General features: G+C 70.7%; 14 protein-coding genes. 9 read left to right on the forward strand and 5 right to left on the reverse strand.

Annotated features, from left to right (window positions below):
• Positions 1 to 33 precede the first annotated feature (33 nt).
• Together M1P99_RS14110 and M1P99_RS14115 are read left to right on the forward strand one after the other, a co-directional pair.
• Positions 34 to 624, forward strand: coding sequence for a hypothetical protein (locus M1P99_RS14110; protein ID WP_304453111.1), 591 nt, complete (start codon positions 34 to 36; stop codon positions 622 to 624).
• Positions 621 to 1436 (forward strand): hypothetical protein, encoded by an 816-nt coding sequence (locus tag M1P99_RS14115; protein WP_304453112.1) that lies wholly within the window; start codon positions 621 to 623, stop codon positions 1434 to 1436. The genes M1P99_RS14110 and M1P99_RS14115 overlap by 4 nt, the downstream gene beginning before the upstream one ends.
• A gap of 763 nt (positions 1437 to 2199) precedes the next feature.
• Here M1P99_RS14115 and M1P99_RS14120 read toward each other — a convergent pair.
• Positions 2200 to 3603: a hypothetical protein gene (locus M1P99_RS14120; protein WP_304453113.1), complete on the reverse strand. Its 1404-nt coding sequence runs from the start codon at positions 3601 to 3603 to the stop codon at positions 2200 to 2202.
• A gap of 60 nt (positions 3604 to 3663) precedes the next feature.
• Positions 3664 to 4773, reverse strand: a complete 1110-nt coding sequence (locus M1P99_RS14125; RefSeq protein ID WP_304453114.1) for an alcohol dehydrogenase catalytic domain-containing protein — start codon at positions 4771 to 4773, stop codon at positions 3664 to 3666.
• A 165-nt stretch (positions 4774 to 4938) separates the two neighbouring features.
• On the opposite strand from M1P99_RS14125, the gene M1P99_RS14130 reads away from it, so the two are divergent.
• Together M1P99_RS14130 and M1P99_RS14135 are read left to right on the forward strand one after the other, a co-directional pair.
• Positions 4939 to 6618, forward strand: a complete 1680-nt coding sequence (locus tag M1P99_RS14130; RefSeq protein WP_304453115.1) for a GAF domain-containing protein — start codon at positions 4939 to 4941, stop codon at positions 6616 to 6618.
• Positions 6619 to 6678: 60 nt separating this feature from the next.
• Positions 6679 to 7185 carry a hypothetical protein gene (locus tag M1P99_RS14135; protein ID WP_304453116.1) on the forward strand — a complete coding sequence of 169 codons (507 nt, stop codon included), beginning with the start codon at positions 6679 to 6681 and terminating at the stop codon, positions 7183 to 7185.
• A gap of 31 nt (positions 7186 to 7216) precedes the next feature.
• Here the strand turns inward: M1P99_RS14135 and M1P99_RS14140 are convergent, their stop codons facing one another.
• The gene (locus M1P99_RS14140; protein WP_304453117.1) at positions 7217 to 8404 is read right to left on the reverse strand and encodes an FAD-dependent monooxygenase; all 1188 of its coding nucleotides are present in this window, start codon (positions 8402 to 8404) and stop codon (positions 7217 to 7219) included.
• 5 nt (positions 8405 to 8409) lie between these two features.
• Positions 8410 to 9042: a TetR/AcrR family transcriptional regulator gene (locus M1P99_RS14145; RefSeq protein ID WP_304453118.1), complete on the reverse strand. Its 633-nt coding sequence runs from the start codon at positions 9040 to 9042 to the stop codon at positions 8410 to 8412.
• A 231-nt stretch (positions 9043 to 9273) separates the two neighbouring features.
• On the opposite strand from M1P99_RS14145, the gene M1P99_RS14150 reads away from it, so the two are divergent.
• From M1P99_RS14150 to M1P99_RS14170, 5 genes are all read left to right on the forward strand, one after another.
• Positions 9274 to 10311: an iron-siderophore ABC transporter substrate-binding protein gene (locus M1P99_RS14150; protein WP_304453119.1), complete on the forward strand. Its 1038-nt coding sequence runs from the start codon at positions 9274 to 9276 to the stop codon at positions 10309 to 10311.
• A 12-nt stretch (positions 10312 to 10323) separates the two neighbouring features.
• The gene (locus M1P99_RS14155; RefSeq protein WP_304453120.1) at positions 10324 to 11376 is read left to right on the forward strand and encodes an iron ABC transporter permease; all 1053 of its coding nucleotides are present in this window, start codon (positions 10324 to 10326) and stop codon (positions 11374 to 11376) included.
• Positions 11373 to 12422, forward strand: a complete 1050-nt coding sequence (locus tag M1P99_RS14160) for an iron chelate uptake ABC transporter family permease subunit (RefSeq protein ID WP_304453121.1) — start codon at positions 11373 to 11375, stop codon at positions 12420 to 12422. Before M1P99_RS14155 ends, M1P99_RS14160 begins: the two co-directional genes overlap by 4 nt.
• Before the next feature lies 1 nt (position 12423).
• Entirely contained in the window at positions 12424 to 13266 is an 843-nt protein-coding gene (locus M1P99_RS14165; protein ID WP_304453122.1) for an ABC transporter ATP-binding protein, read from the forward strand.
• Between the two features lie 119 nt (positions 13267 to 13385).
• A complete protein-coding gene (locus M1P99_RS14170) occupies positions 13386 to 14207 on the forward strand; it encodes an alpha/beta fold hydrolase (RefSeq protein ID WP_304453123.1) in 822 nt (273 codons plus the stop codon).
• A gap of 17 nt (positions 14208 to 14224) precedes the next feature.
• Here M1P99_RS14170 and M1P99_RS14175 read toward each other — a convergent pair whose 3' ends face one another.
• A complete protein-coding gene (locus M1P99_RS14175) occupies positions 14225 to 14632 on the reverse strand; it encodes an RNA-binding S4 domain-containing protein (protein WP_304453124.1) in 408 nt (135 codons plus the stop codon).
• Positions 14633 to 14695: the final 63 nt, after the last annotated feature.

The raw sequence follows: 14695 nt of genomic DNA on the forward strand, positions 1-14695 counted from the left end.
AGTCTAGCCAGGTTTCTCAAAAAGGAGCCAGGCGTGGGAATCTCTGTCTTGGCTCTCCTTTTTACTGCTTCTTCTTTCTGGTGGTTGAATGCCAGAAGGGGGAGGTTGAAGTGCTTTCCTCCCCACTCGTTTGCAGCCAAGGTTTCACCCGATTCGATCTTGCTTCGATTTCCATTTGTTTTTTATAACCCTGGTGCCCAGCCTTTGGTGATAGAAAATCTTTCAATGAAATTTGACGCCGCCCAAGGGCGCGAAATGAAGTGGCATGGCGTGAGAACCACTCTTATGGCTGCAAGAGGTGCTGAAGACAAGATGGATCTCCCGGCAGTCTTTTTTGTTCCAGGGAGGAGTGCCCAGCAGCTCTTCTTGGAATTTAAGGGCGAGGGCTTTGAGTCGATCCTGGCGCCCAAGGAATTTAATGTTCGACTGAGAGTAAAGTTGGGCCATAGAAAAAAGTGGTCCTTGCTCAGAAAATTTCCGCTTCATCTTGAACGAGTTCGTCATCCTGGGAGCTACGCTGCCTACTCTAATTCTCCTCTCGTTTTGACTGAGGCTGAAGTTGTAGAGATTGAGGCAGCCTTGAACCAGGCGGCAACACCAAGCAAAAAGAGGAACGAAAAATGATCCTTCGTGACTTCTACTACCTGGACACCGCCCGACTTTCTGACTATATTTCAAATCTCGATCCTGGGGACACGAAAGAAATAAGGGAGACTATAACTCAGGAGAGTGACCAGGGTCCTGGGGTGGTCGAGTTGGACGCTGATCCTGGTATTGTTCAAATGCCGCAGAAAAAGATGCGGGAGAGGGTGCTTCAGATTTCAGAAAAGCACTCCTTTAATCTCTTGTATGGAAAGATGCAGGAGAGCTTGGTTGAAATCGATGATGATGTTGATGTTTCTTCGCTGAAGAGAAGTGCAGTAGAGGTTACTAGGGAGTTTGAGCTTTCCCCTATTAACAATATGATCGACTCACTTTTTCAGCTTATCAAAATGATGCAGTCGATGGATGCCCCTGAACTGAAAGACGCGGAATCGCGGCAAATCATTACAATGATGTCCGTGCTCTTTCAGAACCCCGATGAAAAGAAGGATGAAACTTCGCTGGTTTCGATGGGCAATGACGGAGAATTGTCTGTGGTCTTTTCTGCTCAGCAGCAGTACATGCTGCGAAACCTTAAGGATTTGGAGGGGGAGGCTACCTTGGTTGGGAAGGCAACCAAGGTCATCAAAGAGGGGGATAGCCTTGACCTTCTGAGCCATCTTCGCATTCTTCCTCGTTCCATTAGAAGGAACCAGGGTATGAGGGAATCTTTGATGAAGATGTTTGAAGACTGGCCAAAAGAGCTGGGTTTGGGGCCCTCGGTCGGCCATGATTCTCTCGTGATCGAGGGGCCGGTTGTGGTAGTTGATCCACTAGCCGTATTCATCGATTGAGCAGTGCCGAATTGGGCTGTATGGGATCAAGGCGACGGCGCAAGCGCCGTCGCAGCGGCCCTCGGCCGCCGCTCGGGCTGCGGGCTGCCGCCCGGTCCCGAGCGCACGGCCGTTGGCCGTGCGCTCCATGGCCGTTCGGATAGGTCCACACGGCGAGTGGGGCCAGAGCTGCCGAAGAGAACCATGGTGAAGCAGGCCATACCCGTTGCGCAGAGCTTTGAGTGCCAATGGTTGATGACGTGCTCAGATCCCGAGGTACCCGATAGCGGAGTGCGACTGTCTGGGGTGGCCGGCCCCGGCGCTATCGGGCACCTCGGCACGGCGGCGTGGTGACCGGCGTCCTGTGGTTGATCGAGCGATGGCGGGGGAGGAGCGCCCGTGCGGCACCCCTGTGGCGGGCGGTCTGTGGCTCCGTCTGGGCAGGCGGGGAGAGCCGTGGTCTGACAGCAGCGGTGACAGCAACGACAGCAACCGGCGTTGGACTCACCCGGACCCACGCGGATATCCACCCCGCAGGCCAGCACCCCGACCCACCACTTACCCCGCCTGAAAAGCGGAAGGTCGGCGGTTCGACCCCGCCCCTAGCCACTCACCTTGAGCAGCACCAACGCCCGGAAGCCCACAGGCTCCGGGCGTTTTTCGTGCCCAGCGTCGGGGGGCGGCTTCAGGGGGTGCGCGTCGGGTGGGTCTCCCGGGGCATGGCTGAGGGCCCGGACGCGGGGTCCGGGCCCTTCGGGTCGGCGGTCAGCTCGCCACCGTCCGGTCAGGCCTCCATGACTTTGTCGGGGGACGTGCCGATGGACTTCCCGTCGTGGTTGATCACGCCGTCGTCCTCGCCGGAGAAGAACCGGCGGCCGTACACGAGCAGGCAGAGGACGATGCCCACGGCGAAGCCCCAGGCGGCACCGTTGAGGGCCAGGACGGCGCCGGTGACACCGGCGATGCCCAGGTCGGTGCGGCTGCGGGCTTCCAGGATGCCGACCTTGACGCTCACGAACCCCTGGATGATGAGGGTCAGGGCGAGCGCCACGCCGAGGACGGGTTCGACCAGCGAGACGATCGGCAGCAGCCACAGGCCGGTGTTGGTGCCCCAGCGGAACGATCCGGCGCCGCCGAAGATGGACTGCATGGCGTCGCGGCCCTTCTTGTACCGCTCCGAGATGGCCACGTGCATGGCCGCCCACAGGGGGCCGCACATGGTGACGTCCGGGCCGATGATGCCCATGATGGCGTTGCGCCCGCCGAAGATGATGTGGGCGCGGTTCGGGTTGTAGGTGACCTTCTCGTCGGTGCGGACCTCGGAGGCCTCGTCGAGGACGGCGCGCGCCTGCAGGACGTCGCCGAAGACCACGATGTAGGCGGCGGCCACGGTGGGGATCGCGCTGAGCATCATCATCGCCGGGGGGAAGCCCACACCGAAGACGGTGTACTGCGTCCACAGGGTGACGAAGTCGGGTGTGGCGAAGCCCCATTCCAGGGTCGGCCACGGCGCCTCGCCGAAGAGCGGGGCGACGACGACGGCGAGCAGGATGCACGGCAGGATGCCGAGGCTGCCGATCAGCCGCAGCACCCGGCTGTGTGCCTGGGCCCTGGCGAAGCCCTTGGAGTACAGCAGGACGAAGGCCAGACCGACGGCGATGGAGATCGTCCACGGGAAGGTCTCGAACCGGCCGCCCTCGGCGAAGACGCTCTGGACCGCCGCGAAGCCGGCGCCCACGACGATCCCCGCGCGCAGCGCGTTCGGGATGAAGCGGACGACCTTCGAGGCCAGGCCGGTCACCCCCAGGGTGATCGACAGCGCCGCGAGGACGAGTTGGAAGGCGACGAGTGCCTGGACCCGTTCGGGGCCCTCGGGGAACTGCTGGCAGTAGACCATCAGCAGCGGGATGGCCGGGGTGATCCAGCCGGGCACGACCGGGTCGCCCAGGAGGTGGTGGACCAGGTAGAGGAGCCCGTTGAGGACCACGACGGCGAGCGCCGCCTCGAACGGCATTCCGAGGAGTTCGGTCAGCAGCGGGATCGCGGCGAGGTCGACCGCGCACATGACCAGGCCCTGGGTGTAGTCCTGCCACTGGAACCTGTAGTGCACGAAGGGCAGCCGGACCTCGAAGGGGCCCGCCTTCCAGTGCGCCGAAGCCGCGTCCGGCCGGGAGGGTGTCTGACTCATTGACCAGTACTTTCGTGATCCCCGGGCACGGTCGTGCCCGGGTCGGTGGCTACTCGGGGGTCACTCGTCGAAGACGATGACCTGGCGGACGGCCCTGCCCTCGGCGAGCTCGTCCATGGCCTCGTTGATCTCGTCCAGCCGGATGCGGCGGCTGATCAGGTGCTCCACGGGGAGTCGGCCCTCGCGCCACCACTGGGCGAACTTCGGGATGTCGCGCGCGGGGACGGCGGAGCCCAGGTAGGACCCGATGACGGTGCGCGCCTCGGCCGTCATCGTGAGCGGGGAGAGCCGAGCCGTGGCGGTCGGGTTCGGCAGGCCCACCGTCACGGTGCGCCCGCCCGGGGCGGTGGCGGCGAACGCGGTCTCCAGGGCGCGCGGGTGCCCGGCGCACTCGATGGCGTGGGCGGCCCTGATCCCCAGGTCGGCCACCTCGTCGGGGGTGTAGGCGTGCGTGGCGCCCAGCCGCAGCGCCAGGTCCAGCTTCTCGGGGAGGGTGTCGACGGCGATGACGTCACCGGCCCCCTCCGCTACGGCGGCCAGCAGGGCGGCCACGCCCACCCCGCCGAGGCCGACGACCATGACGCTCTCGCCCTCCGCGGCCCGTACCGCGTTGAGGAGCGCGCCGCCACCGGTGAGCACCGCGCAGCCGAGGACCGCCGCGATCTCGGCCGGTACGTCGTCGTCGACGGGGACCAGGGAGGCGCGGTCCACGACGGCGTGCGTGGCGAATCCGGAGACTCCCAGGTGGTGGTGGACGGTCTCGCCGTCGCGGGTGAGGTGGCGCGATCCGTGCAGCAGCCGGCCGTCGTTGTTGGCGGCGCTGCCGGGCCCGCAGGGCAGCCGGCCATCGGTCCGGCAGCCGTCGCACGCACCGCAGCGCGGCAGGAACGTCATCACCACGCGGCGGCCGACGGCGATATCGGACACCTCCGAGCCGACGGCCTCGACGCGGCCCGCGGCCTCGTGCCCGAGCAGCATCGGGACCGGGCGTACGCGGTTGCCGTCGAGCACCGACAGGTCGGAGTGGCACACTCCGGCCGCCTCGATCCGTACCCGGACCTCGGTCGGGCCGGGGTCGGCGAGCTCCACCCTGGTCACGCTGATGGGGGTCGACTCCGCGTACGGGCGCTGCCGCCCGATCTGCTCCAGTACCGCCCCGGTGATCTGCACCGTCGTCCGTCCTTTCGTGTCGGCCCGCGCGAGGGCGGCCTCCGGGTCGTGGGGCCCGGTGCGCACCACCGCGTGGCGGATGACCAGGCAACTTACGGAAACTTAACGCGGCGGTGATGTGAGGCACGATGTGCTGGCGACCACTGATCCGCGTACGCTATGTGCATGGCGAACACCATGCGGCGCTCGCGTGAGGACCTGCTGAGGGTCCTCCTCGACACGGCCACGGACCTCACCGCGCTGCGGGACGTGGAGGCCGTCCTCCAGGCGATCGTGCGCCGCACGCGCGCCATCGTCGGCGCGGACATGGCCTACATCAGCCTCAACGACCCCGAGCGCGGCGACACCTACATCCGCCAGTCCGACGGCGTGACCACGCCCGCCTACCGGGCCCTGCGCATGCCGCTCGGGGTCGGGGTGCTGGGGCAGGTGGCCACCGGCCTGGCGCCGTTCCAGACCTCCGACTACCTGGGCGACGCGTCGGTCGTCCACGACCCGGAGGTGGACGAGATCGTGCGGGCCGAGGCGGTCGAGACGATCATGGGCGCCCCGCTCACCGTGGCGGGCCGGGTGATCGGCGCGCTCATCGTGGCCGAGCGGCGGTCCCGCCGGTTCGAGCCGGAGGAGGTCAGCTGCGTCGAGTCGATCGCCAAGCAGGCGGCGGTCGCGATCGACAACTCGCTGCGCTTCGAGGAGATGGCCCGCCGGACCGAACTGCTCAACGTGGAGCACCGGCGCAGTGCCGCCGAGCTGCAGCTGGCCACCCGGATGCTGGAGCTCGACCGCAGGCTCCTGGACGCGGTGATGGTCTCCCCGGACGTCGACCGCGTCCTCACCATCGGACGCGGCGCGCTCGACGACGACCTCTACCTGCGGGACGCCTCAGGCGGGCTGCTCGCCGCGACGGTGGACCGGGCGGCGGCGGACGCGGTCCCCGAGCCCGGCACCGCCGTCGCGATCACCGCGGCGGCCGAGACGCTGGGCACCCTGCACACGGGGTCGGTCCTGGACCCCGATGGCAGGGCGCTGCTGGAGAGGGTGGCCGTGCACGCGGCCCTCGCCCTGCTCTTCTCACGTGCGGAGGAGGACGCCGACCTGCGCGGCCAGCACGAGCTGGTCGACGACCTGCTGTCCGGGGTGGATCTGCCGCACGACCGGCTGGAGCGGCGGATGCGCCGGTGGGGCCTGCGCTCCGACGACCGCCTGTGGTGCGTGGCCCTGGACGTGTCCTTCGCGGACGCGCGGCGGTGCCGGCAGGTGCTGCGCGCCGCGGTCGGGCGGACCGTGATGATCGTGCACGAGGACCACCTGTGCCTGCTCACCGCCTCGCCCGCGTGGGAGGACGGGCTGCGTGCCGCGTTCGCCGGCCACGGCTGGCCGCTGCGGGCGGGCGCCGCCGGGCCGGTCACGGCGCCTCGGGACCTGCCCGACGCGCACCGGCGCGCGTCGCTCGCTCTCGGGTCGCTCGTCACCCTCGGCCGGGACGGCGTGCTCGACGGCGAGCGGCTGGGCATGGTTCACGCGCTTCTGGACCTGGCGCGGACCGGCGGTCTTCCGCGGTCGCTCACCCGCGCCGTCGACCCGCTGCTGGCCTACGACGACGAGCGGGGCACCGACCTGGCCCGGACCGCCTTCCACTACCTGGAGACCGACGGCAGTGTCGCGCGCGTCGCCGAGCTGCTGCACCTGCACCGCAACACCGTGCGGCAGCGGCTCACCCGTATCGGAGTCCTGATCGGCGCGGGGTGGGACGCCTCCCCGCGCCGCCTGGAGACGCACCTGGCGCTGCACGTGCGCGACGCCCAGGTCGGTCTGCGCCGTCCCGGGGGACCCGCGAGAACCTGAGCCGCGCCGCCGTGGTCCCATACGGGTGTTCCATCGACGACGCCCCCAGGAGAAGACCCCATGGCGCCTTCCCCGGCCGACCGGCCGAGTGAGACCGAACAGCTCCGACAGCGGCTCCAGCGTCTGGAGGTGCGCTTCCACGCGCACGCCTACGACGCGGAACGGCTGCGGGCCGCCACGGCCCTGCTGACCGGGGGCATGGTCGTCGCGCTGCTGTCGCGCGCTCTGCCGTGGGCGAGCGACGAGAGCTGGGTTCCGTCGGGCGACGACACCACGCTCCCCGCCGTCCTCCTCTGGGTGGCCCTGGCCGCGCTGGCGGGGGTCGTGGTGCGCTATCTGCTCCGTCCGTCCCGCTTCCTGCTGGGGGCGGTCGTGGCGCTGGCGTGTGTGCCGCCGGCCGTCCTGCTGGTCGAGTGGGCGGTGGCCGCGGCCGCTGCCGCGGAATCCGACTATTTCAGCGACGTCGCCGACCCGCAGACCGGTCGGCACTTCCTGCTCATGGTGCTCGGGTGCGCGGTGGTCGGGGGAACCGCCGCCTGGCTGCTCCAGGAGGAGCGGTCCTCCTGACCGGAACAGCCCGGCGGCAGGGGCACACCGCTCAGCCGCGGATCTGGAGGCGGCGCTGGAGGAACCGGCTCATGAGCGGGTGGGAGGCCATGCGCAGCGGTAGGTCGCGCAGCCACAGCCGGAACGGGTCCTTGGGCGCGTACAGGCCCTTGACCCGGCGGCCCAGGCGCTGTTTGCGCTCGGCCTCCGGGCGGATCCGCCGCTCCCAGGCGGCCAGGGCGGCCGGGACGTCGTCCGGGTACTCCTCCAGGGCGGTGCCCAGGGCGTCCGCGCCGCCGACGGCCAGGGCCGAGCCGTACCCGGCGAAGAGGGTGACGCACCAGGCGGCGTCGCCGAGCAGGACCACCCGGCCGCGGCTCCACCCGTCCACCTCCATCTGGCTGACGGTGTCGAAGTACACGTCCTCCGCCGCGGCGAGCTGCTCCAGCACCTGGGGCGCCACCCAGCCCATGTCCCCGTAGGCGCGCGGGACGGCGGTGTGCGGGCCCTCGGCGAGTTCACGGTCGGAGTCGTCGGAGCGGTAGCCGAAGAACGCCGCCGCCCCGTTCACGCCCAGGTCGATGACGGCCAGGGTCCGGCCGGTGTCGGTGACCGAGGCGGTGGCGCCGGGCGACAGGCCCTCGGGCAGGCGGTCGAGCATGAACACGCCCACCATGTGCCGCAGGTCCCGGCGGTAGGCCGACTCCGGTCCGAAGACCTGGGCACGGGTCGCCGAGTGCAGTCCGTCGGCGCCGATGAGCAGGTCGGCGGTGGCCTCGGTGCCGTCGCTGAGCGTGGCGCGCACGCCGTCGGCGTCCTGCTCGACGCGCTCCACGGTCGTGCCGTAGGTGAACTCGGCGTGATCGCGCACCCTCTGGTGCAGCACGTCCTCGATGTCGCCGCGCAGCAGGTTGAGGTTGCGCTCGCCCGCCAGGGCCCGCACGGTCGGGCCGGGAACGGTGAACGCCTCCGTCCCGTCCTTCCCGACGTAGACCAGGGCGTCCGGCGTGATGTGCCGGTCGAGCAGGTCGGGCAGGACGCCCATCCGCTCGGCGGCGTCGTAGCCGATCCCCGCGAAGGAGACGGCGTACCCTCCGCCGCGTCGCCGCGGGGCGCGTTCGATGATCCGGACGCGCCAGCCCGCCTGGTGCAGGCGCAGCGCCGCGGCCTGGCCGGCGATGCCGCCGCCGACGATGAGGGCGCTCCCGGCGCCGGACGGTGGGGTGTCGCGGGCGGTCATGGCGGTCAGTCCTTCCGAGGGGTGAGGCCGGTGGCGACGATGTCGACCAGCAGGTCCTGGATCCGGGGGAGCAGGCCGGGGTCGCCGAGGAGCTCCCGGTTGAGCGGGAGTACGAGGACCGCCTGGACCACGCCGACGAGCACGGCGGGGTCGTGCCCGGGGAGCTCGCCCTCCTCCTGGTGGCGGGAGATGAAGTCCACGAGTGCCCTGGCGGGGTTGTCGGGCGAGGCGGCGAAGGCGGAGACGGTCCCCGGGTCGGCGGTGCCGAGCCGGCGCATGACGGCGGCCATCTCCTCGGGATGGGTCATGAGGCGCCGGTAGAGCGGGTCGGTCTCGAGTCGGCGGAGGGTGGCGTGCAGGAAGCGCCGCAGCCCTTCGCGGACGTCCTCGGTGCTGAGCAGGGCCTCGTCGACGACCTCGCGCTTGACGTCGGCGGCCTGCCGCATCATCAGCTCCAGGTAGAGCGCCTCCTTGGCGGCGAAGAACTGGTAGAAGCTGCTCTTGGCGATACCGGTGCCCTCGACCAGGTCCTCCAGGGAGGTCTTGCGCAGGCCCTGGGCGGTGAACAGCCGTGCCCCGTTGCTGAGCAGCCGCTCGGTGATCCGGGTGCGTTCGGCCTCGCTGAAGGCGGCGGGCATGGGACGGCTCCCCTCCTGTCGCGGCGGCGGGTGTGACCCGCCCTCGTGTGTCTATTTGAACAGATCGGTTTTTTGTTTTCAAGATGCGGTGCGAGGCGCACATCCGGGGGAGGCGGCGGGGGCCAGGGGCGAAGCGCAGGTCAGGTGTTGTTAGCCTTGCCTTGCCTAACCAACCCTCTCCGTGCCGACACGGTCGGCAGAGGCCGTACCCCCGTCGAGGAGACCCACCGCATGACCGCCCTGTCCAGACCCGTCCAGATCACCGCCGCCGCCCTCGTCGGCGCCGCCCTCCTGACCGCCTGCTCCGGGACCGGCCCCGGCGACGACGCCCAGGCCGGCGGTGATGGCGGCGACGGCACCTTCCCCGTGACCATCGACAGCGCCCTGGGCGAGGCGGTCATCGCCGAGGAGCCCGAACGCGTCGTCACCTGGGGCTGGTCCGCGCAGGACGTCGTGCTGGCCCTGGACGTGGTACCGGTGGCCATGCCCCGCAACGACTACGGCGGTGACGAGAACGGCGTCTTCGAGTGGGACGCCGACAAGATCGAGGAGCTCGGCGGCGAGCAGCCCACCATCCTCTCCGGCGCGCACGCCGACGCGCCGCCGCTGGAGGAGATCGTCGAGGCCCGACCCGACGTGATCCTGGCCCCCAACTCCGGCCTCACGCAGGAGGACTTCGACCGCCTGCAGGAGATCGCCCCGACCGTCGCCTACCCCGACCAGCCGTGGGCCACCACCTGGCAGGAGCAGGTCGACATCGTCGGCCGTGCGCTCGGCAGGGAGGACGAGGCCGCCGCGCTGCTGGAGGACACCCAGGCGCAGGTCGAGGCCCTGGCCGGTGAGAACCCGGAGCTGGAGGGCACCACCTTCTTCTACGCGGCCGCCAACGAGGCCGACGTGCTCAACGTGTACCGGGAGTACGACCCGCGCGTGGAGATGCTGGTCGACCTGGGCATGGAGCCCGGCGCCAGCGTGTCCGAGCTGGACTCCGACCCCGACGACTCGTTCTTCTTCCAGGTCAGCTACGAGAACCTGCAGGAGATCGAGACCGACGTCCTGGTCATGTACTTCGCCGACGAGGCCTCGCTGGAGGAGTTCACCTCCGACCCCCTCGTCGCCGCCATGCCCGCCGTCCAGGAGGGCCGCTTCGCGCCGATCGTGGGCGAGGACTTCGTCATGGCCAGCAGCGCCCCGACCGTGCTCTCCATCCCGTGGATGCTCGACCGGTACGTGCCCGAGCTGGTCGCCGCCGCCGAGAACGCCGAGTAGCGCGGCACCCCGATGACCACCACCACCGGGGGCGGTGCCCGCACCGCCCCTGCCACCCGCAAGCCCGTTCGGCCGCGCGTGGCGTTCGGCTTCCCGCTGCTCGGCCTGGCCCTGGCGGTGGCCGCGCTGCTCAGCCTCGCCGTGGGGGCCAACCCCCTGCCGCCGGGCGTCGTGCTCGACGCGGTGCTGCGCACCGACCCGGCCCTGCCCGACCACCTGGTCGTCATCGAGAAGCGCCTTCCGCGGACCCTGGTCGGACTCACGGCGGGCCTGGCCCTGGGCATGGCGGGCGCGGTGATGCAGGGCCTGACCCGCAACCCGCTCGCCGACCCCGGGCTGCTCGGGATCAACGCCGGGGCCTCGCTCTTCGTCGTGGGCGCCATCGGCCTCCTGGGCGTGACCTCGCCCGGCGAGTACGTGTGGTTCGCCTTCGGGGGTGCCGCGCTGTCGGCGGTGGTCGTGTACGGGGTGTCGAGTTTCGGCCGGGAGGGCGCCACCCCGGTCAAGCTGGCGCTGGCCGGAGCGGCGGTCACCGCCGCCCTGGCCTCGATCGTCACCGCCGTGCTCCTGGTCGACCAGTCCTCGCTGGACCAGATGCGGTTCTGGCAGGTCGGGGCGCTGGCCGCGCGGGGGATGCCGGTGGTCGCCCAGACCACCCCGTTCATCGTCGGTGGCGCGCTGCTCGCCCTCCTGCTGGGCCGCTCGCTCAACGGGCTGGCGCTCGGCGACGATGTCGCCCGGGGGCTCGGCCAGAACATCGCGCGGACGCGGATCACGGCGGCCGTGGCGATCGTCGCGCTGTGCGGCGCCGCGACGGCGTCGGTCGGACCGATCGCCTTCGTCGGCCTGCTCGTACCGCACGTCGCCCGGAGCATCGTGGGCCTGGACTACCGGCTCATCCTCCCCTTCAGCGCGCTCGCCGCGCCGACGCTGCTGCTGGCCTGCGACGTCATCGCCCGCGTCGTGGCCCGGCCGGGTGAGCTGCAGGTCGGGATCGTCACGGCGGTGATCGGCGCGCCGCTGTTCATCGCGCTGGTGCGCAAGGGGAAGGCGGTCCGGCTGTGATCACCACCCGTCCGACCGGCCAGGGCCGGACCGTCCGTGCCGTGCGTCGGCGCGGAGCCCGGCGCGAGGCGGCGGTCACGGCCGTCCTCGTCCTGCTGCTCCTCGGAGCGATGGTCGTCGGTGTGAGCGTGGGCCGGGCGTCGGTGTCCCTGCCCGAACTCCTCGACCTCCTCACCGGGCGGGCCGACCAGGTCACCCGGTTCGTTCTGATCGAGCTGCGGCTCCCGCGCCTGCTCACCGCGGTGGTCACGGGCGCCTGTCTCGGCCTGTCCGGGGCGCTCCTGCAGACCATCGTCCGCAACCCGCTGGCCAGTCCCGACATCGTCGGCATCACCCACAGCGCGAGCGCGGCCGGGGTCCTGGGCGTGGTCTACCTGGGCCTCAGCGGGCTCGCGCTGGCCGGGTTCGTGTCCCTGGGCGCGCTCGCCGCCGCGACGGCCATCTACCTGCTGGCCTGGCGCCAGGGCGTGGTCGGCTACCGGTTGTTGCTCATCGGTATCGGGGTGGCGGCGCTGTCGACCAGCGTCGTCTCCTGGGTGCTGACCCAGAGCGACATCCGCGACGCCCGTGTGGCCCTGACCTGGATCACCGGCAGCCTCGCGCGCGCCGACTGGCCCACCCTCAACCCGCTGCTGGCCTGCTTCGCCGTCCTGGTGGTGGTCCTGGTCCTGCTCGGCGGGCGCCTGCGCTCGCTCGAACTGGGCGACGACTCCGCCACCTCGCTCGGCGTGCCCGCCGAGCGGTCCAGGCTCTGGCTACTGTTGACCTCGGTCGCCCTGGCCGCCTCGGCGGTCGCGGTGACCGGACCGGTCGCGTTCGTCGCCCTGGTCAGTGCTCCGATCGCCCGGCGCACCGTCCGGTCGGGGCGTCTGGCGCTGCCGCCCGCGGCGCTGATCGGAGCGCTCATCATGCTCGCGTCCGACCTCCTCGCGCAGTTCACGATCCCCGACATCGTCCTCCCCGTGGGGGTCGTCACCGGCATCGTGGGCGCGCCGTACCTTCTCTGGCTCCTCATGCGGACCAACCGGTCCGGGGCAGGTGGTTGACATGATCCCGTCCGACACCGCGCACACCGCCGGCTCGGCCGCGTTCTCGGCCCTGGCGGCCGAGGACCTCTCGCTCGGCTACGGCGACCGGACCATCGTGGACGGTCTGAGCATGGCGGTTCCGCCCGGCGTCGTCACCTCGATCGTCGGCGCCAACGGGTGTGGCAAGTCCACCCTGCTGAGGGGACTGGCCCGCCTGCTGCCGCCGCGCGGGGGCCGCGTGCTGCTCAACGGCACCGACATCCGGACCCTGCCCACCCGCGACGTGGCCCGGACCGTGGGCCTGCTGCCGCAGAGCCCGGTCGCTCCGGACGGGATCACCGTCGCCGACCTGGTGGGACGCGGCCGCTACCCGCACCAGGGCTGGTTCCGGCGCTGGACGAGCGGCGACGACGAGGCGGTGCAGGAAGCCCTGGAGGCCACCGGCACGCTGGACCTGGCGGAGCGGTCGGTGGACGAGCTCTCCGGCGGGCAGCGGCAACGGGTGTGGATCGCCATGACGCTGGCCCAGCGGACCGACCTGCTGCTCCTGGACGAGCCCACCACGTTCCTCGACATCGCGCACCAGGTGGAGGTCCTGGACCTGCTGCTGGAGCTGAACCGGACGCAGGGGACCACGGTGGTGATGGTCCTGCACGACCTCACCCTGGCCTCGCGCTACTCCGACCATCTGGTGGCGATGCTCGACGGTTCGGTGTACGCGGCCGGCCGCCCCCGGGACGTGGTGACCCAGGACCTGGTCCGCGATGTCTTCGGGCTGTCCGCCGAGGTCTTCCCGGACCCGGTCACGGGGACGCCCAGCCTCTCGCCGCTGGTGCGCAATCCCGCGCACATGCCCACCTGAGCCGGGAGTGCGGCGCCGTCCTGGATGAACGAGGTCCGCGGTGCGCGCCGACGGCCGCTCCGGCCGGGTGTGACCCGCGACGCGGCGCGATCCGGGTCCCGCGGGTAGTGTCCGGACCCGTGAGCCACCTGATCGCCGCTGACGGCACCCGCCTCTGGTACGACGTCCACGGAGAGGGCGACCCCCTCCTCCTGTTCAACGGCCAGGCGCTCGACCACGAGATGTGGGACGGCGTCCACACCGGCCTGGTCCGACGGCACCGGGTCGTGCGGACCGACTTCCGCGGCACCGGCGGCAGCGACGCCCCGCTGGGGGAGCCCTACAGCCTGGAGCTGTTCGCCCGCGACGCCCTCGCCGTCCTGGACCATCTCGGTATCGGTCGCGCCCACGTCTACGGCTTCTCGATGGGCGGCAAGGTCGCCCAGACCCTCGCCGCGCTGGCGCCCGAGCGGCTCGGCGCGCTGGTCCTGGGCTCGACCGCGCCGGGAGGGGACCGCGAGGTGGAGCGGCCCCGGTCCGCCACGCTGGCGCTGCGCCAGGCCGGCACGGCCGCCGGACGCGACCTGATCGGCCCCCTGTTCTACACGCCCGCCTGGGCGGCCGAGCATCCCGACACCGTCGCCCGCGTCCTGCCGCGCGGGCCCCTGCGCGCCCAGCGCCTGCACTTCGGGGCCAGCACGGGCTACGACGGATGGGACCTGCTGCCCGGCATCGCCGCGCCGACCCTGGTCGTGCACGGCGAGGACGACGAACTCACGCCCGTGGGCAACGCCGTCCTGCTCGCCGAGCGCATCCCCGACGCCCGCCTGCTGACACGGCCCGGGATGCGCCACGGCTACCTGCACGAGGACGAGCCGGACTCGACCCGGGCGGTCCTGTCCTTCCTGGAGCAGCACAGCCTGGCCGAGCACGGCCCCGCGAGCCGCCGGCTGCACGCCTGACGGCCACTTCCGGGGCCTCACACCGGCGGAGGCAGCTCCGCGCGCATACGCTCCATCTGGCGCCGGTCGCGCTTGGTCGGCCGGCCCGCGCCGCGGTCGCGCCGCACGAACGGCACCGCCGCCTCCGGGGGCGGTGCGGGCGTCCTGTCGACGTAGCAGCGCGCGGCGACGGGTGCGCCGACCCGCTTGGCCAGCACGTGCGCGACGTCGACGATGCGCGTGGTCCCGTGCAGGCGGACCCGTACCTCGTCGCCGGGCTTGACGGTCGTGGCCGGTTTCGCCGGGCGGTCGTTGACGCGGACGTGCCCGCCGCGGCAGGCCTGGGCGGCGTCCGCGCGCGTCTTGACCAGGCGCACGGCCCACAGCCAGCGGTCGACCCGGGTGGAGTCGGGGCCGGGCGGCAGGGGAGCCGAGGACTCGTTCACACCGGTTCCCTTCTGGAGAGTTGAGCGTTCTCCGTCACTCTAGGACGGCTCCGGTACGAAGTA

The sequence above is a fragment of the Nocardiopsis sp. YSL2 genome, from assembly GCF_030555055.1.
Classification (GTDB): Bacteria; Actinomycetota; Actinomycetes; order Streptosporangiales; family Streptosporangiaceae; genus Nocardiopsis.

Bases quoted from the DNA above. Each gene is read 5' to 3' on its own strand.
- M1P99_RS14115 (WP_304453112.1), top strand. From the start codon at position 621: ATGATCCTTCGTGACTTCTACTACCTGGACACCGCCCGACTTTCTGAC.
- M1P99_RS14120 (WP_304453113.1), bottom strand. From the start codon at position 3,603: ATGAGTCAGACACCCTCCCGGCCGGACGCGGCTTCGGCGCACTGGAAG.
- M1P99_RS14130 (WP_304453115.1), top strand. From the start codon at position 4,939: ATGGCGAACACCATGCGGCGCTCGCGTGAGGACCTGCTGAGGGTCCTC.
- M1P99_RS14135 (WP_304453116.1), top strand. From the start codon at position 6,679: ATGGCGCCTTCCCCGGCCGACCGGCCGAGTGAGACCGAACAGCTCCGA.
- M1P99_RS14140 (WP_304453117.1), bottom strand. From the start codon at position 8,404: ATGACCGCCCGCGACACCCCACCGTCCGGCGCCGGGAGCGCCCTCATC.
- M1P99_RS14145 (WP_304453118.1), bottom strand. From the start codon at position 9,042: ATGCCCGCCGCCTTCAGCGAGGCCGAACGCACCCGGATCACCGAGCGG.
- M1P99_RS14150 (WP_304453119.1), top strand. From the start codon at position 9,274: ATGACCGCCCTGTCCAGACCCGTCCAGATCACCGCCGCCGCCCTCGTC.
- M1P99_RS14155 (WP_304453120.1), top strand. From the start codon at position 10,324: ATGACCACCACCACCGGGGGCGGTGCCCGCACCGCCCCTGCCACCCGC.
- M1P99_RS14165 (WP_304453122.1), top strand. From the start codon at position 12,424: ATGATCCCGTCCGACACCGCGCACACCGCCGGCTCGGCCGCGTTCTCG.